Raw genomic sequence first — 24,225 nt, 5'->3', positions numbered from 1 at the left:
CTGTTCTCTCTATTGCTGATTTCTCTCGGTGTCTTCGAAACCAAAAATCGGGTTGCGGCCACACGGCAGTTACTTCTCGTGGGCTTCGTCCGCGCGACGAGCGTCGAGGCTCGGCAGGTTCGGGTCTCGGTAGGGGTTCCGACCGTACACTGCCGCTTCGAGGTCCTGTTCGTCGAGTTGGTCCTTGAGCGTGCGCCGGAGTCGGTTGAGGCTGGTCACGTCCAGTCCGTGTTTCGCGACGAGCGCCGAGAACTCCTCCTCGTCGGTAATCGACCGGAACTGGTCGTAGAGGTCGTTCAGTCGGTCGGGCGACAGCCCTCGAATCCACTCTTGGTCGTGGAGACCGAGGTAGTGTTCGCGCTCGCGGTCCACGACGTGGCGGATGACGACCAGCGCGACCTTCGGAATCGCGCGCTGGCTCCCGAACGCCGTGAGGTCGAGGTCCGACATGATGCCGACCACCCGGTCGCGCTGCCACGGGGTCAACGACAGGTCGTTGCAGAGCGCGTGGGCGATGCGGAGTTTGTCGAGGCGGTGCATCCGCGCGCTGTGTCCGGCCATCGCGGAGTGGCGTTCCTCGTGGAGTCGGCGCACGTTCTCGGAGAGGTCTGCCTCCGGCGACTCCGCGCGGCCGATTTGAGTCGCGCTCGGCGTGACGGGTCCCCACTTGCGGACCGTCTGGTCGCGCTGGAGGTCCGCCCGGCCGACAGCGCCGTCGCCGGGTCGCTGGCTGAACGGTCGCTCCACCTCGCGGTCGTCGCCGACAGCGTCCGACTGCCACGTCGGCAACTGCTGGTCGGTCCACCCCTCGGTCATTACGCATCCGTAGTCGGCGGGGATAGTTTAAACATGCGCCTGCGACGAAGCGCCGCCGGAAAGCGCGGCTACGGAGTACTGAGTCCTGCAGAACGGGACCGTCTTCCCTCGTATCTATCCCTTGTCGCCAGAAGCACTTAAACGAGAGCCGCGGATATCCGAATTTGGTCGTCGGTCGTTCACGCACCTCTAGCGATAACGAGTGGATACGAAGGGTGTCTTCGGCTCTATCGAGTCACTCTCCGGAAGCGACAGCACTTTCTTTCGGTCAAGGGTTCCATCGACACGTCTCGAACGACGGACGCAGTGGTAGCCAGAACTGAGTCCTGCAGAACGAGACCGTCTTCCCTCGTATCTATCCCTTATCGCCAGAACCACTTAAAGCGCGACGGCGAACGACGAACCGATAGCCTCGGACACGGGTGCCGTCAGACCGACGAAGCGAGAAACCGAATCGTCACTGCTCGCTCTCGTAGAACTCCGCGCGCAGGTCGTCGTCGTCGAGCGTCGTCGCGGTGTCCGAGAGTTGCGCGCGGAGGTCGGCCAGTTCCTGCGTGAGTTTCTCGTACTCCTCGTTGGCGTCGAGTTCCTCCGGACTCTTCTTGGTCTCTAGCGCGGCCTTCTTGTTCGCCAGCGAGAGGAACCGCTGCATCTGGACGTCGTAGGTCGAGCGTCGGATGAGGGTCTCGACGGTTTCGAGCAACTCCTCGGCCTCCGAGACCGGCTTTTCGAGGTAGGCGTCGAAGCCGAGTTCGAGGATGTCGAAGTCGGGTTCGACCGCCGACACGAGCGCGACTCGACAGGTGAGTCCCTGCTCGTGTATCTCGTTCAGTACGTCCTCGCCCGAGAGGTCCGGCATCCGTCGGTCCAGTAGGACGACGTCGACCTCGTCGTCGAGTTTTTCGAGGGCCTCGGACCCGCTGTAGGCCGTCCGAACTTGGTAGTCGTCTTCCAGCCATTGGGCGTAGGCGTCCGTTATCGGCTTCTCGTCGTCGACTATCAGCACTGTAGCATCTTTTGGCATAGTTCCGGTCTCGCTTGCACTCTGTAGTGATTCACTCATATCCAGTCAAACTTAAACTGCCGTGTCTCGGCGAGTCTGGTCGCCGGTCCGGCGTTCGCCGGTGGGTCCGGCCGGTCGTTCGCGCGTTCGGTTCCGTCATCTATCAGTCCGTCTCCTGTTCGAAAGGTGATTTCGCCGTCTCGGGTTCGTACCCGCTCAGGAAGACGAGGTTCCCCCTGCCGACTTGGACGCGAGTGATGAGGCCCTTCTCCTCCATCTTCGAAAGTTTGCGACTGACCGTCGATTTCGACCAGTCGGTCTCCTCGGTCACGTCGGCCTGTTTCATCCGGCCCCCGTACGTCGTGAGCAGTTCCCGGATTCGGTCCTCGTCGGTCAGCATCGCCTCTTCGGGGAGGTCTTCGACGCCCGACTCCCGCCCCGACTGTGCGGCCGACCCGGCCGAGGTCCCCTCGCCGACCTGTTCGGCGACCCGCCCGTCGCGGTGCCGGCCGACTCCGAGTCGCTCGCGTCGGAGAACACGCCCGTCAGCGAGTCGCGAATCGAGGCGAATAGGCCGCTCTCGGAGTCCGGCACGGAGACGTCCGTGTCGTGGGACTGGACGTGGTCGCTGGTCGCGGTTCGGTCGCCGTAGGTCTCGGTGACCGACCACTCTTCGCCGTCGTCGGACACCTCGACCACGGCGTCGAACAGAGTCTTCAGCGTGTTGATGGTCTCCTCGTCGTGGATGTCGGGGTCCATCTGGTAGAACCCGATGGCGTCGGCGGCCTGTACCCGGTGGGTGAGGATGTGGAGATACCGAAACGCGGTGTCGAAATCGACGTACTCCAAGAGGATGGTCAGCGTCTGGACCGAGACGAGCGTCTGATTCCCGTTCCCGTTCCACCGGGTCAACTGCTCGCTCAGCGGCGCGATGATGTCCATCGGCTGGTTGGGGTCCACCCGTGCGACCGACACGTCCGGCGGGAGTTCGCTCTCGTCGTAGTCGCCGGTCGTCTCCACCGTGTTGGCGTGGATGAACGCGAGTTCGTCGGGCAGACGCTCGATGTACTTCTTCCAGTCGGAAATCCACGTCTCTGGCGGCGGCGTGTACGTCACTGCGGCGACGTTCGCGTCCTCCGGCGGCGTCGTCGAGGCGAGTAGTTCGAGACACGCCCGGTTGCCCGTGGGTGTCAACGGTGCCAGCAGGAGAACGTTCGACGACTGCTCCAGTTGTCTCCTGTCGGATGTATCGATGTTCATTCGTTGGCCATCATGTTTCGTTTTGTTTCATCAATTTGAACGTGTTCCGGAGCTATTGCAAGTAGTGAGTGTTGACGGCCCGATGGATATTAAGTCATTGCCATCGGGTTTCGGCGGCGTTTCGGCGACTGGACGAGTCGTATTGCAAAAGAGAGACCCCTCCCGTAAAAGCACCCGCCAGTACGCGTAAGGGACATTAAGTGGGGAGTCGAAATCGGAGGCGACTCCGGGAGACTAAAACGGCGGTGTGTCGAAGCCACGACCATGCAAGCAGTGATTCTCGCGGCTGGCGAGGGAACACGGATTCGGCCGCTGTCGGCGTCGCTCCCCAAACCGATGCTGCCGGTCGCGGACCGCCCGCTGGCCGCCCACGCGGCGACGCCGCCGTGGACGCGGGCGCGGACGAACTCGTAATCGTCGTCGGCTACGGGGCCGACGCGGTCCGAAACTACTTCGGCGAAGAATACGCCGGGGTGCCGGTCCGCTATGCGGTCCAAGAATCCCAGTCGGGGACCGCCGACGCGGTGCGGGCCGCCCGCGACCTGCTGGACGGTCCCTTCGCGGTCCTCAACGGCGACAACCTCTACGACTCCGACGCCATCGCCGACCTGTTCGAGGCGGGACCGGCGGTCGGCGCGATGCGGGTCGAAGACCCCACGAACTACGGCGTCCTCTCGACGGACGGCGACACCGTCACCGACATCGTCGAGAAGCCCGCCGACCCACCCACCGACCTCGCCAACGCCGGAGCATACGTCTTCCCCGAGGAACGCGGACGTGGTTGGACGTGGCCGAGAGCGAACGCGGAGAGCACGAAATCACCGACGTTCTCGCGCGCGCCGTCGAGGAGTACGACGTAGGTTACGCCGCGATGGACCGATGGCTGGACGTGGGGCGTCCGTGGGAACTGCTGGAAGCCAACGAGTGGAAACTCGGCGAGTTAGACCGCGACCTCCGGGGGACGGTCCACGAGGACGCCGACATCCGGGGCGACGTGGTGGTCGAGGAAGGCGCGACCGTGGACGCCGGGGTCGTCGTGGAGGGTCCGGCGCTGGTGCGCTCGGGCGCGAGCGTCGGCCCGAACGCGTACGTCCGCGGCGCGACGCTCGTCGATGAAGACGCCAAGGTCGGCCACAGCGTCGAGGTCAAGAACAGCGTTCTCGGCCGAGGCACGCACGTCGCCCATCTCAGTTACGTCGGCGACAGCGTGCTAGGCCGTGACGTGAACTTCGGCGCGGGCACGAACGTCGCCAACCTCCGCCACGACGACCAACCAGTGAAGTTCACAGTCAAAGGCGAACGAATCTCGACCGGCCGCCGGAAGTTCGGCGTCGTGGCCGGCGACGGCGCGAAAACCGGCATCAACACGAGTTTGAACGCGGGCGTGAGGCTCTCGTCGGGTGCGACGACGACGCCCGGCGAAGTCGTCACGCGCGACAGATAGCCGCGAATCCGACCCGGAATCGGGTCTAAGCCGGTCTCGAAGCCCGGAGTCCGACTCGAAATCGAAGTCGGTCTCAGAACCGGAGTCTCCCCGAAACCGAACGGAGTCGCGAACGGACTCAGTCGTGAACCAGTACGTCCAGTACGTCCGGGCCTTCCCGTTCCAGCGCCTCGGACAGAGCCGACTCGATTTCGTCGGGGTCCTCGACCAACCGCCCGCGAGCGCCGTGGCTCTCCGCGTTCGCCGGGATGTCCACCGGCGGTTCGAAGTCCATGCCGACGAACTCGTAGTCGTCCTCCTCGCCGCCGAAGAGGTCGAGCGTGTTGTCCTTCAGGATGCGGTAGTTGCGGTTGTCCGGAATCACGACCGTCAGGTCCACGTCGCGGCGGGCGGCCGAGTAGAGCGTCTGGGGGTAGTAGAGGTACGACCCGTCGCCGACGAATCCGACCACGTCTCGGGGGTCGTCGGTCTCCGACTCCGCGACGGCCGCGCCGACCGACGCCGGGAGTCCGTACCCCAGTCCGCCGCCCTTGTTCGAGATGTACTGCTCCGGTTCGAAGTTCCACCGAGTCAGCATGGCGTACTTGGCGGTGACGCCCTCGTCCACGACGTAGGCGTCCCCGGCGACTCGCTCCATCGCCTCCACGAGTTCGGCCTTCGAGGCCCGGGGGTCGTCGGTCTCGTCCTCGCCCATCTCGGTCATCCGACTCTGGACCATCTGTTTGACCGCGCCGACCCGCTCCAGTCGCTCCTCGCGGCCCTCGTCGGTGACGCGTTCGCGGAGGCGGTCGGCGAGTTCCGAGAGGACTCGGCCGGGGTCGCCCACGACGGTGGCGTCCGCGGGTTGGTTCTTGCCGACCTGCCACGCGTCGTCGCTGACGTGGACGCAGGTGGTGTCCTCGGAGACGAGTTCGCGGTCGTGGCGCGTCAGCGTCGTGTTCGTCGAACAGCCGGCGAAGACGAGGTTGTCCGCGCCGAGCAGGGTCGCCGCGAGGTCCTCGTCCGGCGGGACGTAGGAGACCCACTGGTCGTGGTCGGTGGGGAAGTCCACCTCGCAGGCCAGAATCTCGCCGTGGACGCGCGCTCCGGTGGCCTCCGCGAACGCCACCGCGGACTCCACGGCGTCCACCCCAGAGCGCGCCACGCCGTCGCCGACGATGAGCGCCACGTCCTCGTCGGGGTCCGCGAGCAGGTCGGCCGCGAGTTCTATCTGCGTGGGGTCGCCCCGGCCAGCGTCGGGAATCTCTCCGAGTCGCTCCGGGTCGGCGTCGGTCGGGGTCATCATCACGTCCAGCGGGAGCGCGAGGAACACCGGCCCGGTCGGCGGGGTGAGCGCCACGCGGAACGCCCGCCGGAGCATCGTCGGCAGGGCGCTCACGTCCCGCACCTCGGCGCTCCACTTGGCGAACTCGTCGGCCATCTCCACGAGGTCGCCCGACAGAATCGGCTCCTCGTGGCGGAAGTCGGTGCTGTGGTTCCCGGCGGTCACGACCAGCGGCGCGCCGGCCACGCTCGCGCCGTAGAGGTTGCCGAGACCGTGCGCGAGACCCGGCGCGACGTGGAGGTTCACGACGCCGACCGGGGTCACCGAGTCGTCGTGGTGGGAGTGATACCGCCGGGTGCTGGCGTACCCCGCGGCCATCCCGACCGCCACGTCCTCGTGGAGTCCGAGGACGTATTCGAGGTCGCTGTCCCCGAGGGCTTTCATCACGGGGAGTTCCGTGGTGCCGGGGTTGCCGAAGACGTGCGAGACGCCGTAGCGCTCCAGCGCGTCCACGAACAGGTCGGCTCCGGTGTACTCGTCGGACATGTGTGTCCACTGTTCGCAAGCACCTGTGAAAGATGTTGGTCCCGCTCGGTACTCGCTGGCGGTCGAGAAGGCTGTAGTCGCGGTCGCAGTGGGGACCGATTCCTATGGGAGACGGTCGCTACCGGCTCACTTTCGCGGTGTGCCACGCGTTCTCTGCCAGTTTCCCGAACGCCTCGCGCGCTCGGTCGGCCATCGGATACTCGCCGTGGTAGGGGTCGGGGTCGCCCTCCACTCCGGTCACGCTCCGGATGGCGTCGGCGATGGACTCGTAGTTGTCGCCCACGACGTCCCGAATCAGCACCGGCATCCCGGCGCGCTCGCAGAGTTCGCGGGCCGCCTCGCGGCCGACGTACACCGTCTCCTCCCTCCGGTCGGCGAACACTAGCGCGAACGGCGTCTCGCCGAACTGGGCTTCGAGAAACGTCTGGGCCGGGTCGTCCTCCCACGCTATCGCGCCGACGCCCTCGACGCGCCGGAGCGCCGAGGCGGCCGCCGAGCAGAACGGACACTCGCCGTCGTACACCAGTACGCCGTGGTAGTCGCTCACGTCCGGGTGTACCACGTTTGCACCCATAAACGCAGTTGCCGTCGAATCGGGAGTTGCCTCCGGAAGGCCGACTCGGAACGTCCGCGACTCGGCGCGCTCACCGCTTCGACCGGCCCGGCGGGTTGTCGTGTTCGGCGCGGTGTTCGAGCATCTCGTCGTACTGGCAGGCCCGAATCCGGAGGTCGGACTCCGGCTTGGCGGTGCAGGGCAGAATCAGGTCGGCCGCCTCGTCGGACTCGTAGTACCGGCGGGCGTCCGATTGGTCCACCTCGCCCTCCAGCAACTCGGCGGCGCAGGTGGTACACCACCCCTGCTGGCAGTCGGCGGGGAGCCAGAGTCCCTCGCTCCGGGCGGCCGAGAGGACGTACTCGGTCTCGGGCACCTCGATTTCGACCGTCTCGCCCGCCTGCTCCACGTCGCAGTCGTCCGGCACCTCGATTTCGACGGTGTAGCTGCTCACGGGGACGGATAACAGCCAAAAGAGGATGAGCGTGTCGGCCCCCGAATCGCCGGTCGATGTTATTCCCGAGCGCACCCCGGTGGTCTGTCACACCGAGCACGCCTCGGCGGTCTGTCACACCTAGTGCGTCGAGTCGTTACGCCGAGTCGTTGATGCGCCGGTTGGTCGAATAGGGCGCGTCGCCGGGTTCGCCCCGGACGAAGTGGCCTGCGGGGTTGATTTCGCCGTCGCGCTCCATGCTGAGGAGTTCGATGAACCACGCCTCGTGCTCTATCTCCTCCTGCAGGATGCGACTCGCCATGTCGTACGTCCGCGGGTCCTTGCCCTGCGTCATGTCGCAAATCTCGCTCCACGTCCGGATGGCGCACCGCTCGGCCTCCAGCAGGACTTCGAGGACGCCCTCGGCGTCGAGTTGCGAGAGGTCGGGTTCCTCGCCCTCGTAGGGCACCGGCATCTCGGCGTGCGGGCAGGACGCCCGCCCCATGAAGTCGTCGATGTCGTAGGGCAGGTGGCCGCCGAGTTCGTACACCCGTGGCGCGACCAACTCGAAGTGGGCGCGGTCTTCGAGTCGAGCGTCCTCGGTAATCTCCTTGTAGTCCTCGTGGCCCGCGAGGTGCATCCGGAGGTTAGTGTAGTAGTAGTACGTGCTGAACTCCGCGCCGATGGCGTCGATGAGACGCTCGCGGAGTTCCTCCGGGTCGAGACCGCGTTCGCGCAGCGACTCCATCCCCACGCGCGTGTCGGTCGTTCCCGGTTCGACGCTCCCTGAACCGTGTCGTCGTTCGTCGTCTGCCATTTGTGGTCTCCCCCACGACTCGGAACTACTCACAAACCCTTAATTATTCTTCCCAGATTCCGAACATCGATTCGGGTTTGCGGAACGCAAACTGGCAGACGCCGGGTACAGTAGGCGATACCGGTGATTCAGGGGGCGACGATAGCTATTATATACCGAGTCGGAGTTGTTTCGTACATGGCTGACAGTTCCGTCCACCACGGACTCGAAGACGTCACCGTCGCCGAGACAAGACTGAGTCGCATCGACGGGGAGAACGGCGAACTCGTCATCGGGGGCTACCCCCTCGAAGAACTCGCGCCGAACGCGACCTTCGAGGAGACGCTCTACCTGCTCTGGAACAGTCGGCTTCCGACCCGCGACGAACTCGACGCGTTCGAGACCGACCTCGCGTCCGCGCGGTCGATTCCCGACGCGACGGTCGGTCTCCTCCGCCTCGCGGCCGAGCGCGGGGTCCCGGCGATGGACGCCGTGCGGATGGGCATCGCCGCGGCCACCCTCGTCCAGACCGACGCGGAGCAGCGCCCCGAGCGAGACGCTCGACTCGCGGTCGCGCAACTCCCGACCGTCGCGGCGACCTACTGGCGACTCCGGAACGGAGAGGAACCGGTCGACCCCGACGAGAGCCTCGGCCACGCCGCGAACTTCCTCTACATGCTGACAGGGAGCGAACCGAGCGACGACGAGGTCCGCGGTCTGGAGACCTACCTAAACAGCGTGGTGGACCACGGACTCAACGCCTCGACGTTCACGGCGCGCGTCGTCGTCTCCACCGAGTCGGACGTCGTTTCGGCCGTCACCGGGGCGGTCGGCGCGCTGAAGGGACCGCTCCACGGCGGCGCGCCCGGCCCGGTTCTGGAGATGTTGCTCGACGTCTACGAGTCGGGCGACCCCGAGAGTTACGTCCGGAACAAACTGGAGTCCGGCGAGCGCCTGATGGGGTTCGGCCACCGCGTCTACGAGGTCCGGGACCCGCGCGCGGCGGTCCTGTCGGACGCCGCCGGGACGTTCTACGACGAGAGCGGCGACGCCGAGTTCTTCGAGGCCGCGAAGGAGACCGAGCGAGTCGGGGTCGAACTCCTCGAAGAACACAAGCCAGAGCTGGGTCTGAACACGAACGTCGAGTTCTACACAGCGGTCCTGCTCCACGGCATCGGCATCCCGCGGGAACTGTTCACCGCCGTCTTCGCCGTCTCCCGAGTCGGCGGTTGGACAGCCCACGCGCTCGAACAACTCGACGACAACCGCCTCATCCGACCCCGTGCTACCTACGTCGGCGAGACCGACCGGCGCTGGACGTCCATCGAGGAGCGGTAGGTCGAGGCGTCTCCCGACGGGGGCTGGTTCTGCGGACGTGCCGTCGCTCGTCTCAGTTGACGGCGCTGTCGGGCGTCGTCCCGCCCAGCACCTCGACGGAGGTCTCGCGGTCCGTGACGGCGGATTCGAGTCGCAGGTTCACGCGCTCGGTTTTCCGAGTGACCGAGTCGCCGAAGGTCCACGTTCGTTCGCGTCGCTCTCCCGCAGGGACCTCAACCGCCGCCCTGTGGGGCGCGTACGCCGGTCCGGCCTGATTCAGACTGGCTCGGAAGACGCCGTCTCCTTCACCGGCGTTCTCGACCACGACCGTCGCGTCGAACGACTCGTCGTGAGCCACTTCCTCGGGTGCTTCGAACGAGACGAGTTCGAAGTCGGGGGGCGGCGCGCGCAGGGCGGCGAGACGGTCCTCGTCGAGCGACCATCTCCAATCGTCGTAGGTCAGAGCGACCGCTTCCGCGTCCAACGGATTCGGCACCTCGAACGCGACCCATCCCGACCGACGCTTTCCGGCGCGGTAGACCGACCCGAACTCCGAGAGTCGGTGCGGACCGCCGACGTCGCCCGGCGCGAGCGTCCCCCAGAAGTGACGGTCGTCGGCGACCAGCGCGAAGTCGCTCGGCCGAGGAGCGTCGGTTCGCGGCCGGACTCTCACGAACACGAACTGGGTCGCCTCGACCGCTTCGACGTCGAGCGAGTCCGGCGTCGTGAGGTAGAAGAACGACGACCGGACGTCGATGGGGTCGAGTTCGACCGTCGGAGCGCGGGTGGTTTCGGATTCGGTCGTGGACTGCGTCTCGCCCGCGGGGCTGGTCTCGGCGGGACTACTGCGGGTAGTATCGCTCTGACGCCGACCGTCGTCGGGGATATCGAGGCTACCGACGCATCCGGCGAGACCAGTGACCGCGACCGCCCCCGCCCGTAGGAGAGCGCGTCGACTCCGGCGTCTTGTCATTGGATACAAATTTTATCGATAACCGAAATAAGAGTTGTGACATCGCGCGAACGTTTCCAGTGACGGAGGGATAGAACGGTTGGACGGGCGTTCTCCGCAGCTTATGCCGGTGTCGTACGAGATTTTAAGTACCAAAGCGGGACCACCCCACCACGTGACGTGAGTTCCACCGCGGGGAGGGCAGCGGGAGCGCGGCACGTCTCCCCGCGTCTCGGTCGTGCCGCCTGTTCGCCACTCGCGCTACTCGTACCGGCGGTCGTAATCGACAGATTCAGGTCTCCGGTCGAGCGCTCGTTCTTCCGGTCCGGTCACCGTCGCGTTCGCTGCGCGTTCACTTCCGCTCCGCGGCGAAAGCGGTTAGGTACCCCGACCCTATCCCGGAATCGTGGACGAGACAATCGATTGGCTCCGGAGTCGGCCGTACTACGACGGGCAGGTAGAGGCCCACCGAACGCGGCCCGGCCGAGACGGCGACTTCCGCGAGGTGGACCTCGAACAGCGACTGGAGAGCGCCCTCCAATCGCGGGGCATCGACGCGCTCTACCGCCATCAGGCCGAGGCCATCGACGCGGTTCGGGACGGGCAGAACGTCGTCCTCGCCACTCCGACTGCCAGCGGAAAGAGCCTCGCGTACACGGTGCCCGCGTTCGAGCGCGCGATGGACCACGGCGGGCGCACGCTCTACGTCGCCCCGCAGAACGCGCTCATCAACGACCAAGAGGAGACGCTCTCGAATCTCGCCCGGGACCTCGGGTTCGGCAGTCGCGTCTCGGTCGCGCAGTACACCGGGAGACTCGACAAGGCCGAGAAGCGCGCGGTCAGGGACCGCCAGCCGACGGTCGTCCTCTCGAACCCCGACATGCTCCACTACGCGCTGTTGCCCCACGCCCACCGCCTCTGGGACTGGTTCTTCAAAGGGCTGGAGACGGTCGTACTCGACGAGGTCCACGAGTACCGCGGCGTGTTCGGCAGCCACGTCGCGCTGGTCCTGCGTCGCCTCCGACGGGTCTGCGACCGATTCGACGCCGACCCGCAGTTCGTCTGCTGTTCGGCGACTATCGGGAACCCCGTCGAACACGCCGCGAGCGTTACCGGGACCCCGGAGTCGAGTTACCGACTGGTGGACGAAGACGTGAGCGAAACCGGGCCGACCCACTGGCTCTTCTGGAACCCGCCGGAGTACGAGAACCCGCAAGCCGGAACCAGCGGTCGGCGGAAGTCGAACCACGCCGAGACCAAGCGCCTGTTCGCCGACCTCGTCTCGAAGGGCCACCAGACCCTGACCTTCACCCGCGCACGACAGGCCGCCGAGCAGTGGGCGATGGAGAGCGCCAGCGAACTCCGAGACCGGGGCCGAGGCGACCTCGCGCCCGACGTGACGGCGTATCAGGCAGCCCTCGGGAACGACCGTCGTAAGGAGATAGAGGAGGGACTTCAGGACGGCGACGTCCGGGGCGTCTGGAGTACCAACGCGCTCGAACTCGGGGTAGACATCGGCGGTCTCGACGCGGTGCTGCTCGACGGCTACCCCGGCACGCGTATGGCCGCGTTCCAGCAGGCCGGGCGCGCGGGACGCGGTGACGACCCGTCGCTCGTCGCGCTCGTGGCTGGCGAGGACCAACTCGACCAGTACCTGATGGCCAACCCCGAGGACTTCTTCGCCGGGGACTCCGAGCGTGCAGTCGTCAACCCAACCAACGACCAACTCCTGCCCGACCACGTGCTGTCGGCGGCCCGCGAGACGTGGCTCTCGCCCGAGGACGAGGAGTACTTCGGCGACGAGTTCCCCGACCTCGTGGCGGACCTCGAAACCGAGGGCCTGCTGGAGCGCCGGACCACCTCGGACGGCGTGCGCTGGACCTACGACGGCGACGGAAGCCCCCAACACGAGATGAGCCTCCGGTCCATCGACGACCGCGAGGTGAATCTGCTGGACCGCCGAAGCGGCGAGACTATCGCCAGCCTCCCCTTCGGCGACGCGCTGACGGACGCCCACCCGGGGGCCATCTACCACCATCAGGGCCAGTCCTACGAGGTGGTTGACCTCGACCTCTCGCGGGAAGTCGCCGAACTCTCGCCGACGTGGGCCGACTATCACACCAAAGTCCTCCACGAGAAGGAGATTACCGTCGAGGAGGACATCCAAGAGAAGCGACTCTCGACCCGTGAGGACGTGCCGGTCCGGTTTGCGGACGTGACGATGCGCAAGCAGATTACGGGGTTCGAGCGCCGCGACCGGTCCGGAGAGATGCTCGGCCGCGAATCGCTGGACCTGCCTGAAGTGTCGCTCCGGACGAAAGCGCTCTACTTCACGGTCCCCGCCGACGTGGAGTCGTCGATGCGCGAGGCGGGAGACTTCGCCGGCGGCATCCACGCCGCCGAACACGGGATGATTTCGCTGTTCCCCCTCGAACTGCTCTGCGACCGCGGCGACATCGGCGGTCTCTCGACACCGATGCACCCCCACACGGGCCAGAGTACCATCTTCATCTACGACGGCTATCCCGGCGGTGTCGGACTCGTCCGGGAGGGGTACGAGACGGTTGAGGACCTGATGGAGCGGACCGCTCGGATGGTCGCGGCCTGCGACTGCGATTCGACTGGCGGCTGTCCGGCGTGCGTGCAATCACCCCATTGTGGGAACGCGAACGACCCGTTGGACAGAGAACAGGCGCAGTATCTGCTCGAACGACTCGTCGGTATCGACGCCGGAGAGTAGGCTACGTTCGGTGGAGTTCGGTAACACGTAGCCGTGAACAGTTCAATCACGGGTACCGTCGTCGGTTTCGTCGCGGGTCCGTTCGGCGGTTTCGACCCGCTCGCCGGCGCTCTCGCGTCCGGCGCCGCCTCCCTGTTCGGGGTTGCCGCATTCGTCGGGCGTACGGAAGTCCTGCGTAATCACGGCGACCGAGGATGAACGGCCCGACGTCCCCATATCACCACCGAATTATCGGAGATGAGAAGCGGGCTACACAACTAAGTCGCCCGGTTCGCTACCCCCTCCTGCATGGACGACGAGGACCTCGAAGCGGTTCGGGAGCGCAAGAAGCGAGCGCTCGTGCAGGAACAGGGTCTCGGTGCCCCGTCAGCGCCAGTCTACGTAGACGGTTCGCAGAACTTCGACCGGACCGTTGCCGCCCACGACGTCGTGCTGGTCCACTATTACGCGGACGGCGGCGCGGGCCAACGTCTCCACCCCGTCGTGGAGTCAGTCGCACGCGAGACCTTCGCGGCGGTGGCGAAGGTGAACGTCGTACACCACCAGAAGTTGGCGCTGGAGCGGGGCATCGAGGGGACACCGACGTTCGACCTCTACGCCGACGGCGAGCGCGAGGAGCGCATCGAGGAGAGTTTGGAGAAAGACGACTTGGTGGAACTCGTCGGAGAGTACACGGCGTTGTGACGCTTCGCGTTCGTCCCAGTTCGTCGGCCGTCTCGTTCGCTCGGTATCTCTATGCAAACTGGTTACACGCTCCACCGTTCGAAACCTCTTTTAGGCCGACCTAACATAGATTAGGCCAGCCTAAACCATGGCCGATTCCCTCGACAGTATCCGGCAGACCATCGGCGAGTTAGCCACCGACGACGGTGATTTCTACGTCGCCTGCGCCGAAACCGACGAGTGTCCCGCGCCGCTGACCGGCAGACGGTTCCCCTCCGAAGCGGCCGCGCGCGAGGCTGCGGACCTCGCCCGTCGGTATCGCGGAGCACTCCGAGAGTCCGACACCGAACTCCCAGAACACCGCCTCTCCGTCTACGAGAACGGCGGCGAACCGTTGACCCTCGTCTCGACCCGCAAACGCGCGGCGGGCCGACGCGAGAACGGTCTGCCGCGCACGTCGCGCTCGGTCGTCCTCTCGGGCGACGGCGAGCGCGAGTGGCTCCGGATGGACAACGCGCCGCTGGTCCACGTCCGGCAGGACGGCGAACCGCTCCCGGACGACGCCGTCGAGCGCCAACTGGACTCGAAGCTATGACCGTCGAACTCCGGACGCACGACGCCGTCGAGCGCGCCGAATCGGAACGCGAACGCATCGACCAGAAGGTCGCGGGCTTCGAACGGTTCGCCGAGCGCGTCCGCGAGGCGTCGCCGGATGCGGGCCAGCGGGTCGGAACGTCCGCGCAGTCGGTCCCGAGTCGGTCGGCCGGAAACGCGCTCGCCGTCGGAACGTCTTCGGTGGGGAACGCCGACGGGGTATCGGTCGTCCGCGAGGCGTTCCGCGACACCGTACTCCCGTACGCCGACGCCGACTCGCTCCCGGAGGCGATGGCCGACGAATTGTCGCCCGACCTCGCCGCCGCGCTCTCGCCCGCGGCGGGCGCGTTCGCACCCGGTCTCGCGGACCAGTTGGTCTCGCGGGCCGAGACGCGCGCAGAGGAGTGCCAACTGCTCGCCGACGCCATCGCGACCGAGCGCGACCGCGCTCGGGAGGTCGGCGACGAACTCGACGCAGTCACCGACTGGGTCGCCGAGGCCGACGAGACGCCGCTGTTGCAACTCGGGTTCGAGGAACTCCGCGAGCGCCACGACCGACTGGCCGACCGTCGGGAGACCTGCGACCGTCTCGTCCGCGAGCGGCAGGCCACCATCCGGGGGACACGGCGCGACGGTCTCACCGGAATCAGGGAACGGGAACTGCTCGACCACCTCTACGGCGACTTCGAGGAGGCGCATCCGATGCTGGCCGACCTCGCGCGAGTGGACGACCTGCTCGCCGACTGCCAGCGCGCGGTTCGCCGCCACCTCTGTGCGCGAGTCTGAGTTACGCGAACGGAGATGTCTCCGGACTATTCTGTCACCGTCGCGGCCGATGGCGATTCCGAAACCTATTCCCGGTTGGTCTGCCGTGTCGCACCTGAACCGCAATGCCCGACCGCCTCGAAGTCCTCCACCGGCGAATCGACGACCTAACCGACCCCGAAGGCGACTTCGCCGTCGTCTGTCCCCTCTCGGGGAAGCGCCCCGTCCCGGTTCGGGGAGCCTCGTTCCCGTCGGCCAACGTCGCCGAGGAAGCCGTCGAACTCGTCTGCGAGTACCGGGACGTACTGCGCGACGTGGACCCGCACCTCGAATCCATCCCCATCGTCGCCACCGAGACGACCCCCGACCCGCTCGCTATCGACGACGCCTCCGAGTGCCTCGGCCGTTCGTCGCGGACGATTACAATCTCGGGCGAAAACGACGACGAGTGGCTCCAGATGGACGACGCGCCGGTCGTCCACGTCCGCCGCGACGGCGAACTGCTCGACGACTCGACGGTCACGCTACAACTTCGGTCGAAGCTCTGAGACGGACGTTCCCGTCTCTTCGGCGCTCGTGTTTCGCGGACTATCTCGTTTCCCGCACGTCTCCGCGGAGTTCCGGTATCAGGTCGAGGTCTCCCTCGGTGTCCCCGAGGACGAGCAGCGCGTGATACCGGAGGTAGGTCTGGACCGGGACGAAGACCGCCGCGAGGACGGCCGTCATGAGCGCGAGGTACCCGAGCAGGAGGGCGACGCCGAGAGCCACCGCGACCGGATTCGAGAGAATCGCCTCGGGACCGCCGAGCGCGGGGACGGAGACGACCCCCAGCGCGGCGAACGGTGCAAACAGCACCGCGCCGACGACGCCGCCGACCACCGACGCCACCGTCCCGACGACGAGCGAGAGTCCGAACCGCACGAGGACGTAGACGGCGTACTGCTTCCACTGGCCGGTCAACGTCGGCCAGAACCGCCGCCACCCGTCGAGGATGCCGACGTCTCTGAGTATCATCACCGGGACGACGAAGCTGACGGTCAACCCGTCCACGAGGGCGACGACGAGTCCGGCGACGACGAGCAATGGGACGAGCAGTACGACCGCCCCGAGAGCGACGGACGGTCCGCCCGTAGCGACCGACACGCCGCCCAGTATCAGTCCGAGCGCAGGGAGCGCGACTACCATACCGAGGACGGCCCGGAACGCGAACAGGCCGACGGCCTGCCCGAAGTGCTGGTCGGCGTACCGCCGGATTCTGACGCGCTGGCGGCGGAGCGACTCCACGAAGACGAACTCCATCACCGACCCCACCAGCACGTACAGCAGGCCGACGACGAGCGCGACCGCGACGACACCGGCGATAATTGGGAGAATTTCTCCGAACGCGAACGGAAGGTCACCCTCCCAGCCCATCTGTCCGGGCGGACCGCCGGGACCGACCTGCGGCCCGTCCGCGGGCGCGCCGGACGAACCCCCGGCGGTCACGGAGGTACCCCCGGCCCCGGCGTTCCCGAGGAAGAAGACCACGAACGCGAGTGCCAGCCACTGGCGTGCGTCGAGCGGGGTCAGCAGGGCTTTCGTGGCGTCGAACGCGTCGTCGAGTGCCTCGACGGCGTACCACGGCATGACTCGGGGTACGACACCGACCGAGAAAACTGTCTGGGTTTCGAAAATAGGATTTGATAGGTACAGTTCCTGCCCGTTCGTAGCGGGTCGCAGTCAGTGAAACAGCAGACCTACTTCTATCTTGCGAGAACGATAGGCCCCGATAGATAACGGGGCGGACTGCTTACACCGAGAGGGCCTCGCCGAGTCCGCCGTCGATGAGTTGGATGAGGACCGCGGCGATACCCGTGCGGGACGACCAGATGGCGGTCTCCTCGTCGAGTTCGGGGTCGTCGCTCTCGTCGCGGACGCTCAGGAGAATCATCTCGCCGTCCACCACGACTACCCGACCCACGGGGTCGTCGGCGTGGGGGTGGTCCATCGGCAGTTGGTGGACCGCGACGCCGCTGTCCTCGAATCGCTCGGCCACGTCGTCGTCACCGACCACGTTCACCGTGACGCCCGAGGCCGCCAGTTTGCGCAGGCAGTCGGCGATGGTCTCGCCCATCGGGTCGGCGTCCTCGCCGAGCGCGAACAGCACGCGGTCCTCGGCCTCCGCCAGCAGTTGCTCGACCCGGCCGTCGATGCTGGCCCGGCCGTGGACCGTCCAGATGTCCTCGCGGCGCTCGTCGCCGTCACCGCGCTGTTGGCGGGCGGCCTCCAGATAGTCGAACGCCCGTTCTTGGGTGCGCTCGAACTCGCCGCGGAGGTGTGACTCCGCCGCTTCGAGGCTGACGGGCCGGTACTGGATGGGCTTGGACTGCTGGACCTCCACCAGACCGCGGTCCTGAAGCGACTCGGCCGCGCCGTACACCTGCGACCGGGGTACGTCGGTCGTCCGATGCACGTCGCGAGCGGTGCCCGTGCCCAACTTCTGGAGCGCGGTGAACACCTTCGCCTCGTAGTTCGACAGTCCGAGATTTTCGAGAGCCTCGATGGCGTCGTCTTCGTCCATTAGTCCTCTCTGAGACCCCCATTTGCGACCGCGGTACTCGTCTCTTTCGTCGTCGCCTCGCCGGTCTCGCCCGGCCCGAGGTAGCGGGTCCACAGCACCAGCAGACTCGGCAGGACGAGGACGCTGGCGAGGAACGCGTAGGTGATAGTGAGACCGGTGATGATACCGAACTGCTGGAGCGCGGGCAGGATGGCGAACGCGAGGACGCCGAACCCGCCGATGGTCGTCGCGGCGCTCCCGAGGAGCGCGCCCCCGGTCCCGGTCACGCTCTCGCGCATGGCGGCCCAGATGGTGTCGCGACGCCCGAGTTCCATGGTGTAACGCTCGCTGAGGTGGATGCTGTATGCCACGCCGAGTCCGACCGTGAGGCTGGTAATCATCCCCGTCAGGACGTTGAACGGCATCCCGAGCAGGAACATCGTTCCGAGAATCCACGAGACGCTGAACGCCACCGGGAGCAGCGTGATGGCTCCGAGCGTTGCGCTCCCGTGAGCCAACCGGTAGGCTATCATCAGGAAGGCGAACGTCGCCCCGAGCGTGATGATGAGGCTCTGGATGACCGTGTCGAGCAACTGGTTCTGGACGATTTCGAAGACGATGGGTTGGCCGGTCGCGGTGGCCTCCAGTCCGTCGCCGTCGATGGTCGCCGCGATGGCGCGCATCTCCTCGGTCACGGTCGAGGACGCCGCGCCGCCCTTGACCGAGACGACCATCCGGACCGCGCGATACTCGTCGTTCTTGCGGTGGATGACGCCCTCGGCCTCTTGCGGGGCGACCGCGAACAGTTCGTCGTACACCTGCTCGACGTTGCGGTCGGGCACGCCGTCACCGTCGGTGTCAGACGCCGCGAGCGTCGCGTTGAACGACTCGTTCTGCGCGGCGACCTGTTCCATCACCGAGAGCGGACTCCGAATCTGGGGTTCGCCGTTCGAGAGGACGACGACCACGTCCTCCTTCTGGGCGGCCGTCTGCTCGGCCTGTTGTAGCTTATCGAGCGTCTCGGGGGTCGTCACGTTACCCTCGACGAGTATCTGGGCCTGCGAGTCCTGTCGCAGGAAGTTCTGATTGACGTATTCGAGGTTCGCCTTCGCCGAGTAGTCGCCGGGCGCGAACGGTTCGGGCAGGTCCTTCATCCAGTTCGGCGGGTCCTCGGCGAGGAAGTCGGTCTGCTCGAAACTCGTATCGACCTGCGTCGCGCCGTACGCGCCGCCCGCCGACAGCACCAGCGTCAGCGCCAGCACGACGAAGGGTGCCTTTCGCGCGGCGACCGCACCGACCGACAGCATCGACCCGAGCGCGCCGCCACCGGTGCCGAACGCTCGCTTCTTCCGGTCGAAGCCTCTGGATTCGAGGAACCCGTCGATTTCGACCTTGAGCGCCGGAATCAGACCGCCGAAGACGACGAGCGCGGCCACGATACCGACCGAACTCACGATACCGAAGTCCTGAATCGGCGGCAGGGGACTCACCAGATTCGAGAGGAACCCGATGACGGTGGTCGCGGTCACCCAGACCAGCGCCACGCCGACGCTGGCCAGCGCGACCGACATGCCCTGACGGACGCTCTCGCCCTCGTGTTGCTCGCGCTCCTCGCGGTGGCGCATGAACACGTGAATCGCGTAGTCGATGGACAGGCCGATGAGCAACACCGGCACCGCGATGAATATCTGGTTGAAGGTCACCCCCGTCCATCCCATGAAGCCGAAGGTCCAGACGAGCACCACGAAGATGCCGAACACCCCGAGCAGGATGTCGAGCAGGTCGCGGTAGGCGATGAGCAGGGTCAGAATCACGAACAGCAGCGCCATCGGGCCGACGATGGCGATGCTGTCGGTCATCGACTGCTCGGTCTCCTTGCTGATGATGCCGGACCCGAACACCATGACCTCGCGGTCCATCGACTGTTGGGCGACCTGCTTGATGGCGGTCTGGGACTCCACGAGACCGGTGGAGGCCGAACCCATGCCCTGCATGCCCTGACCGCCGACGTTCTGGAACACGACGAGCATCGTCGCGTTCGACTCCGTGCTCCCGGGTTCGTAGGAGGTCGGCATGAACGCGAACGCCTGACTCGACGGCCCGTCGCCGCCCTCGCTCAGGACCGTCGTGACCGCCGACTCGACTTCCGACTGATTCATCGAGCGAAGTTTGTCAATCTGCTCCTGTAGCGTGGGCGAGGAAGCGTTCTGTAACTGCTGGCGTTGGGCCTGTAGCTTCTCGGCGTCCTCCTTGAGTTGCTGGCCGCGCTCTTTCAGTTCCGCGGCGCGCTGCTGGAGTTGCCGGTACTCGCTCGCCAACACGCCGCGCGTTCCGAGTCGGTACACCTGCTCGAACTGCGACCGAATCTCCGCCGCGCGCTCCCGGTAGGTCGATTGGTTGATATCTCCCTGCTGGTAGGACGCGTTGAGACGGTCGAGTTGGAGTTGCAGGCCCCGCGTCTGTTCGAACGCCTGCGTGAACGTGGCCGACTGGTTCGCGCTCAGGTTCGCCGTCGCCGAGGTCAGAACCTGTCGGAGTCGGGTCTCGATTTGGCCCGACCGCTGTCGGTAGGCCGAGTCGTTCACCTCGCCCTGCTTGTAGGAGGCGTTGAGTCGGTCGTACTGCGCCTGCAGTTCGCGCGTCCGGTTCAGCGCGTCGCTCAGGCGGGCAGCGGTCTGGTTCAGCGACTGACTTCGCTGACGAATCTCCGCCCGCGACTCGTTGAGCGACTGCCGCCGTTGTTGGAGTTCGGCCGCCGACTTCCGGAGTTGACTCGCCTGCTCCTGCCGGATAGCCACGGTGGCGACGACGTTAGCGACGCCCGAGGTCGGCGTGTCGTTGGCTAACGTCCGGTTTATCGTCTCGTTGTTTCGTAACGCCTGTTGGAGTCGTAGCGTCTCGACGAGAGCGTCCTTCGAGAGGACGTTGCCGTCCTTCACGATGAGTTGGACCGTCGTCGTGTTCTCCCGTCCGGAGGTGAAGTTGGCGTCGATGTAGTCGAGTTTCTGGGCGGCCGTGCTATCGCTCTGGAACTGTTCGAGCGAAGACGACTGTTCGACCATCGGCGCGCCCGCCCCGACCAGCACGGTCAGGACGAGGAGGACGGCGATAACTCCGCGACTGTACTCCGTAACGGCGGCGAAGAGGTCGCTCGCGTTCACGAGCCACCCCTCCGCGCGACTGTGTGTCGGAACATGTGTTCGGCGCTGTTGTTAGGATGGTACTAACAGGGTGAGCATAAAGACCCGGGATTCGGGTTCGGAAGGGTCGCCGGTCGGCGCAGTCCCTCGAAGATGGACTGCGAACCGAATCCGCCTCCGAGTCGGAACGTAAACCGGTGGTTTCGGACCGAATTTCGCAATCTGCGATAGCTTTTATACAGTCCGGCGAGCAGAGACGTGGTATGCGAGTTTCGCGGACCGCTCTCGGTGACGACGACCGAATCAGTACGAGGATAGTGACGGCGGTGGCAGACGCCGAGGGAATCCCTCCGACCGAAGTGACCCCACCGCTGTACCGCGTCGTCGACCCGGACGCGTTGAATCAACTGTTCGAGACGAAGTGGGCCGCTTCGGAGGACGGACCACACGTGTCGTTCACGTACTGCGGCTACGAAGTCACTGTGAAGGGAGCGGGGGATATCGTCGTTCGGGCCGCAGACGATTCCGACCAAGAACGAGTCGTCTGAATCAGAACTACCGGTTCGTGCGAGAGTCGGCGTCGTACTTTTCGACGACGGTGACGACCCCAATCGGCCGTTACGGCGTCTCGCGTCGGGTGAGAGTCAGCTACCCCTGTACGGTGCCCGACGCGAGATTCTTCAGTTTGCCTTCGACCGTGTACTCCGGCGTCTCGACTTCGATGGTCGATTCCGGACCGACCTCGTGGAACTTGAGGTGGAGTTCGTAACTGCCGTCGTCGGTGATGTCGGTCGATTCCACCTGCTCGGTCGGTCTGTGTCTCGCCCACGCGTTCCGACCGGCGAGACCGGCGGCGGTTTCGCCCCGGACGACCCAGCTTTTAGGCTTGTTGCCCACGTCGGTTCCGCGCCTCGGATAGCGGCGTTCGTTCCACGCCCAGAACCCCTCGTCGATGACGTAAACGTTCTCGAAGCCCTCGTTGATGAGTTGGGACGCCCGGATGGACGAGAGGTGGTGCGGACAACCGCAGTAACAGACGATGCGGTCGCCCTTCGGCCAGTCCATCACGGGGTCGTTCGAGACGCGTCGGTCGGGGTCCGCCTGACTCAGAACCGCGCCGTAGATGTGCGATTTCTTGTAGGATTGCTTCCCACGAGCGTCGGCCATTCTCGCTTCTCCGCGCTTGTACCAGTAGTGCACGACGTCGATAGGGGCGAGCGGAACCTCGACGCCGTTCTCCGCCTTGGTGGCGAACGACGAGGTGTCGATGCTGCGCTTCTCGGGGACCTCGTCGAACTCCGGCGGATAGCCGTCAACGTTACCGTCGGTCGGAGTAACCGTGAGGTCCTCGCCGCCGCTACCGCCACCGATTCCGCCGAGACACCCCGCGACTGCCGAAAGTGACGCCGCACTGGTCGCCACGAACGTTCGACGTTTCATCTATGCATACCCTTAGCAAGGCGCGCTGTATTAATTTTACCATCAGTACTTTCGCATTCAGACGAGGGTAAATCAGGACGAACACGGACTGAACTATTCGACCGTAACCGTCCGGTCACAGAGACTCTGCAGCCGGGAGTACGTCTGGTCGGTGACCGCCTCGCGGACGGTACAGTACGCTCCGCACGCCCCCTTCTTCCGGGTGTTCGACACGACCGAGTCGAGGAGTCGGAAGACCTGTTCCTCTCGGCCGTACATCAACAGGACGTTCACGTTGTCCACGACGACCCACCCGCCGCGCATGACGTACTCCATCGCCTTCGAGAGACGGATGCTGATGCCCGTCAAGTCGCTCGGGTCGACCGCGTCCGTCGTCCACATCGGCCCCTCGTACTCGCTGGGCGACCCCGTGACGGGGACGACGCCGACCTTCTGAGGGTCGCCGCCGCGTCGTTCGACTATCGACTCCACTTTTTTCGGGGACGCGGTCGCCGACACGACCAACAGGTTCTCGAACGCGGCGTCCGGCAGGAACGAGAGCGGGGACCCCATCGACGGCACCGAGGTCAACACCTGCTCGCCCGGCGCGAGCGCGAGTCCCTCGCCGTCAGTCGTCCCCGGCACTCTCGAACCCCCCCGGTGGTCTCGCCGACCGCAGTCGTCTCCACGGTCCCCTCGTCGAACTGGACGAACGGTCTGGCGAACTGCCAGATTCCGGCCGCGGCGAGGAGTGAGGCCGCGAGGTCCAGCGCCGACGAGACCAACGTCATGCCGAACGCGACGGCCGTGACGTAGGAGACCGTCAGCGCGCAGAACGCGCCCGCGAGCAAAAGCAAGCCCCGCGTGTGCGCGACGTTCCGACTGTAGGTGACCACGGGATACACCAGCAGAACGCAGGTGATGACCAGCATCGTGGTCTGGGCGATGAAGACGAACGAGAGCAGGTCGCTCATCGGCGTCATAGCTTCCTCCGTTCGGTCAGCAGGACGAGGACGTGCGCGGCCGCGACCAACGCGGCGACGGTCGCCACCGCCGACGCCACGAGTTCGTACCCCGGCGGCACGGCCACGCCGACCGCCACGTTCGCGTTGAGCGCGATGTACGCGAGTATCACGACCGGCAACGGACGGAGGACCGAACCGAACGGCGCGCCACGGAATCCCCGGGCCGCGATGACCGCGACCGGGAACGTCCCCGCGAGGACGAGCGTCGTCGTCAGCGCGAGTATGCGTTCGAGCGGCATTCGGACCGGGGTTTTCGCTCCCGCATTAAATAACCCGCCGGTGCACGCGGCCAGTCTCTGGTTCCGGCGTCGAGTGTCACCGCCAAGGAGAGAACCGACAGCAACTGGGTTCCGCCGTCGCTATTTCCCCCACTCGTCTTCCAGCACCCCGAAGTACCGAATGTCCACGTACTCGCCATCGGTGAACGCCTCGTCGTGGTGGACGCCTTCCTCCCTGAAACCCAACTTCTGCCAGATTCGCGCGGAGGCATCGTTCGTGGCGAGAACGCGGGCCTGTACCCTGTGCATCCGGAGTTCGCGGAAGGCGTAGTCGGTCAACAGGCGCGAGGCCTCGGTGCCGTAGCCGCGGCCGTGGTAATCGGTGGCGAGCCAGAGACCGACCTCGCAGTGGCCCGACCGCTGGTTCATGTCGTGGAGACCGATGGTGCCCGCCATCTCACCGTCAGTACAGATAGCGAGGTTCACGTCCTCTTGATTCGAGATTCGCTCTTCGAAGTACTCGCGCTCCTGTTCGGCGTTGAAGGGGAACGCCGTCGTCAGTCCCTCGCGCACCTCGGGGTCGTTGACGGTGTCGCGCATGAACTCCACGTCCTCCGCTTCGATGGTCCGTAGGGTAATCGAGTCGCCCCGGAGGAACACTGCGCCGGGCATGGGCGGTGGTACTGCGGGAGTTGACATAAGGACCGTGGTCGTGCGATAGTGTCTGTCGTACCGATA

Annotated in this window: 25 protein-coding genes and 1 pseudogene; 8 read left to right on the top strand and 18 right to left on the bottom strand. The window is 65.9% G+C overall.

Annotated features, from left to right (window positions below; genetic code table 11):
• Positions 1-69: 69 nt before the first annotated feature.
• The 4 genes from FXF75_RS09975 to FXF75_RS09965 form a co-directional block, all read right to left on the bottom strand.
• Positions 70-816, bottom strand: a complete 747-nt coding sequence (locus FXF75_RS09975; RefSeq protein WP_163521722.1) for a DNA-directed RNA polymerase subunit epsilon — start codon at positions 814-816, stop codon at positions 70-72.
• 457 nt (positions 817-1,273) lie between these two features.
• On the bottom strand, positions 1,274-1,840 hold the full coding sequence (locus FXF75_RS09970; RefSeq protein WP_163521721.1) for a response regulator transcription factor: 567 nt from the start codon (positions 1,838-1,840) through the stop codon (positions 1,274-1,276).
• A gap of 142 nt (positions 1,841-1,982) precedes the next feature.
• Positions 1,983-2,219 (bottom strand): MarR family transcriptional regulator, encoded by a 237-nt coding sequence (locus tag FXF75_RS22570; protein ID WP_240334598.1) that lies wholly within the window; start codon positions 2,217-2,219, stop codon positions 1,983-1,985.
• Positions 2,213-3,079, bottom strand: coding sequence for a MarR family transcriptional regulator (locus FXF75_RS09965; protein WP_240334597.1), 867 nt, complete (start codon positions 3,077-3,079; stop codon positions 2,213-2,215). The genes FXF75_RS22570 and FXF75_RS09965 overlap by 7 nt, the downstream gene beginning before the upstream one ends.
• Positions 3,080-3,343: 264 nt before the next feature.
• On the opposite strand from FXF75_RS09965, the pseudogene glmU reads away from it, so the two are divergent.
• Positions 3,344-4,523, top strand: a pseudogene (gene glmU / locus FXF75_RS09960) (bifunctional sugar-1-phosphate nucleotidylyltransferase/acetyltransferase).
• 118 nt (positions 4,524-4,641) lie between these two features.
• Here the strand turns inward: glmU and FXF75_RS09955 are convergent.
• The 4 genes from FXF75_RS09955 to dps form a co-directional block, all read right to left on the bottom strand.
• Complete coding sequence (locus FXF75_RS09955; protein WP_163521720.1) at positions 4,642-6,333, bottom strand: thiamine pyrophosphate-binding protein; 1,692 nt, start codon at positions 6,331-6,333, stop codon at positions 4,642-4,644.
• A 118-nt stretch (positions 6,334-6,451) separates the two neighbouring features.
• Entirely contained in the window at positions 6,452-6,907 is a 456-nt protein-coding gene (locus FXF75_RS09950) for a DCC1-like thiol-disulfide oxidoreductase family protein (RefSeq protein ID WP_205427405.1), read from the bottom strand.
• 70 nt (positions 6,908-6,977) lie between these two features.
• Positions 6,978-7,340, bottom strand: a complete 363-nt coding sequence (locus FXF75_RS09945; protein WP_163521718.1) for a 2Fe-2S iron-sulfur cluster binding domain-containing protein — start codon at positions 7,338-7,340, stop codon at positions 6,978-6,980.
• A 136-nt stretch (positions 7,341-7,476) separates the two neighbouring features.
• Positions 7,477-8,136 (bottom strand): DNA protection during starvation protein, encoded by a 660-nt coding sequence (dps, locus tag FXF75_RS09940; protein WP_163521717.1) that lies wholly within the window; start codon positions 8,134-8,136, stop codon positions 7,477-7,479.
• 177 nt (positions 8,137-8,313) lie between these two features.
• On the opposite strand from dps, the gene FXF75_RS09935 reads away from it, so the two are divergent.
• Entirely contained in the window at positions 8,314-9,453 is a 1,140-nt protein-coding gene (locus FXF75_RS09935) for a citrate synthase/methylcitrate synthase (RefSeq protein ID WP_163521716.1), read from the top strand.
• Positions 9,454-9,505: 52 nt separating this feature from the next.
• Here the strand turns inward: FXF75_RS09935 and FXF75_RS09930 are convergent, their stop codons facing one another.
• On the bottom strand, positions 9,506-10,405 hold the full coding sequence (locus tag FXF75_RS09930; protein ID WP_163521715.1) for a hypothetical protein: 900 nt from the start codon (positions 10,403-10,405) through the stop codon (positions 9,506-9,508).
• A gap of 385 nt (positions 10,406-10,790) precedes the next feature.
• Here FXF75_RS09930 and FXF75_RS09925 point away from each other — a divergent pair, with 385 nt between their 5' ends.
• Positions 10,791-13,124, top strand: coding sequence for a DEAD/DEAH box helicase (locus tag FXF75_RS09925; RefSeq protein WP_163521714.1), 2,334 nt, complete (start codon positions 10,791-10,793; stop codon positions 13,122-13,124).
• A 42-nt stretch (positions 13,125-13,166) separates the two neighbouring features.
• Here the strand turns inward: FXF75_RS09925 and FXF75_RS09920 are convergent, their stop codons facing one another.
• Positions 13,167-13,340, bottom strand: a complete 174-nt coding sequence (locus FXF75_RS09920; RefSeq protein WP_163521713.1) for a hypothetical protein — start codon at positions 13,338-13,340, stop codon at positions 13,167-13,169.
• A gap of 72 nt (positions 13,341-13,412) precedes the next feature.
• On the opposite strand from FXF75_RS09920, the gene FXF75_RS09915 reads away from it, so the two are divergent.
• The 4 genes from FXF75_RS09915 to FXF75_RS09900 all read left to right on the top strand — a co-directional run bounded on the left by FXF75_RS09915 (position 13,413) and on the right by FXF75_RS09900 (position 15,694).
• The gene (locus tag FXF75_RS09915) at positions 13,413-13,808 is read left to right on the top strand and encodes a thioredoxin family protein (RefSeq protein WP_163521712.1); all 396 of its coding nucleotides are present in this window, start codon (positions 13,413-13,415) and stop codon (positions 13,806-13,808) included.
• Positions 13,809-13,935: 127 nt separating this feature from the next.
• Entirely contained in the window at positions 13,936-14,382 is a 447-nt protein-coding gene (locus FXF75_RS09910) for a hypothetical protein (RefSeq protein ID WP_163521711.1), read from the top strand.
• The gene (locus tag FXF75_RS09905) at positions 14,379-15,167 is read left to right on the top strand and encodes a hypothetical protein (RefSeq protein ID WP_163521710.1); all 789 of its coding nucleotides are present in this window, start codon (positions 14,379-14,381) and stop codon (positions 15,165-15,167) included. The genes FXF75_RS09910 and FXF75_RS09905 overlap by 4 nt, the downstream gene beginning before the upstream one ends.
• Positions 15,168-15,271: 104 nt before the next feature.
• The gene (locus FXF75_RS09900; protein ID WP_163521709.1) at positions 15,272-15,694 is read left to right on the top strand and encodes a hypothetical protein; all 423 of its coding nucleotides are present in this window, start codon (positions 15,272-15,274) and stop codon (positions 15,692-15,694) included.
• Between the two features lie 40 nt (positions 15,695-15,734).
• Here the strand turns inward: FXF75_RS09900 and FXF75_RS09895 are convergent, their stop codons facing one another.
• The 3 genes from FXF75_RS09895 to FXF75_RS09885 all read right to left on the bottom strand — a co-directional run bounded on the left by FXF75_RS09895 (position 15,735) and on the right by FXF75_RS09885 (position 20,846).
• The gene (locus tag FXF75_RS09895; RefSeq protein ID WP_163521708.1) at positions 15,735-16,772 is read right to left on the bottom strand and encodes a hypothetical protein; all 1,038 of its coding nucleotides are present in this window, start codon (positions 16,770-16,772) and stop codon (positions 15,735-15,737) included.
• A 163-nt stretch (positions 16,773-16,935) separates the two neighbouring features.
• Positions 16,936-17,706, bottom strand: a complete 771-nt coding sequence (locus FXF75_RS09890; RefSeq protein WP_163521707.1) for a TrmB family transcriptional regulator — start codon at positions 17,704-17,706, stop codon at positions 16,936-16,938.
• The gene (locus FXF75_RS09885) at positions 17,706-20,846 is read right to left on the bottom strand and encodes an MMPL family transporter (RefSeq protein ID WP_309221787.1); all 3,141 of its coding nucleotides are present in this window, start codon (positions 20,844-20,846) and stop codon (positions 17,706-17,708) included. Before FXF75_RS09885 ends, FXF75_RS09890 begins: the two co-directional genes overlap by 1 nt.
• Before the next feature lie 242 nt (positions 20,847-21,088).
• Here FXF75_RS09885 and FXF75_RS09880 point away from each other — a divergent pair, with 242 nt between their 5' ends.
• On the top strand, positions 21,089-21,373 hold the full coding sequence (locus FXF75_RS09880; RefSeq protein WP_163521706.1) for a HalOD1 output domain-containing protein: 285 nt from the start codon (positions 21,089-21,091) through the stop codon (positions 21,371-21,373).
• 100 nt (positions 21,374-21,473) lie between these two features.
• Here the strand turns inward: FXF75_RS09880 and FXF75_RS09875 are convergent, their stop codons facing one another.
• From FXF75_RS09875 to FXF75_RS09855, 5 genes are all read right to left on the bottom strand, one after another.
• Positions 21,474-22,265, bottom strand: a complete 792-nt coding sequence (locus FXF75_RS09875) for a rhodanese-like domain-containing protein (protein WP_163521705.1) — start codon at positions 22,263-22,265, stop codon at positions 21,474-21,476.
• A gap of 93 nt (positions 22,266-22,358) precedes the next feature.
• Positions 22,359-22,889 carry a hypothetical protein gene (locus FXF75_RS09870; protein ID WP_163521704.1) on the bottom strand — a complete coding sequence of 177 codons (531 nt, stop codon included), beginning with the start codon at positions 22,887-22,889 and terminating at the stop codon, positions 22,359-22,361.
• Complete coding sequence (locus FXF75_RS09865) at positions 22,832-23,227, bottom strand: hypothetical protein (protein WP_163521703.1); 396 nt, start codon at positions 23,225-23,227, stop codon at positions 22,832-22,834. The genes FXF75_RS09870 and FXF75_RS09865 overlap by 58 nt, the downstream gene beginning before the upstream one ends.
• Positions 23,224-23,508 (bottom strand): hypothetical protein, encoded by a 285-nt coding sequence (locus tag FXF75_RS09860; protein WP_163521702.1) that lies wholly within the window; start codon positions 23,506-23,508, stop codon positions 23,224-23,226. The genes FXF75_RS09865 and FXF75_RS09860 overlap by 4 nt, the downstream gene beginning before the upstream one ends.
• 120 nt (positions 23,509-23,628) lie before the next feature.
• On the bottom strand, positions 23,629-24,159 hold the full coding sequence (locus FXF75_RS09855; RefSeq protein ID WP_163521701.1) for a GNAT family N-acetyltransferase: 531 nt from the start codon (positions 24,157-24,159) through the stop codon (positions 23,629-23,631).
• Between the last annotated feature and the right edge of the window lie 66 nt (positions 24,160-24,225).

Origin of the sequence: Halorussus sp. MSC15.2 (assembly GCF_010747475.1) — an archaeon.
In the GTDB taxonomy this organism is placed as follows: Archaea; Halobacteriota; Halobacteria; order Halobacteriales; family Haladaptataceae; genus Halorussus.
Note: the sequence above shows the minus strand (reverse complement) of the source record. Positions and strands in the feature narration are given on the sequence as shown.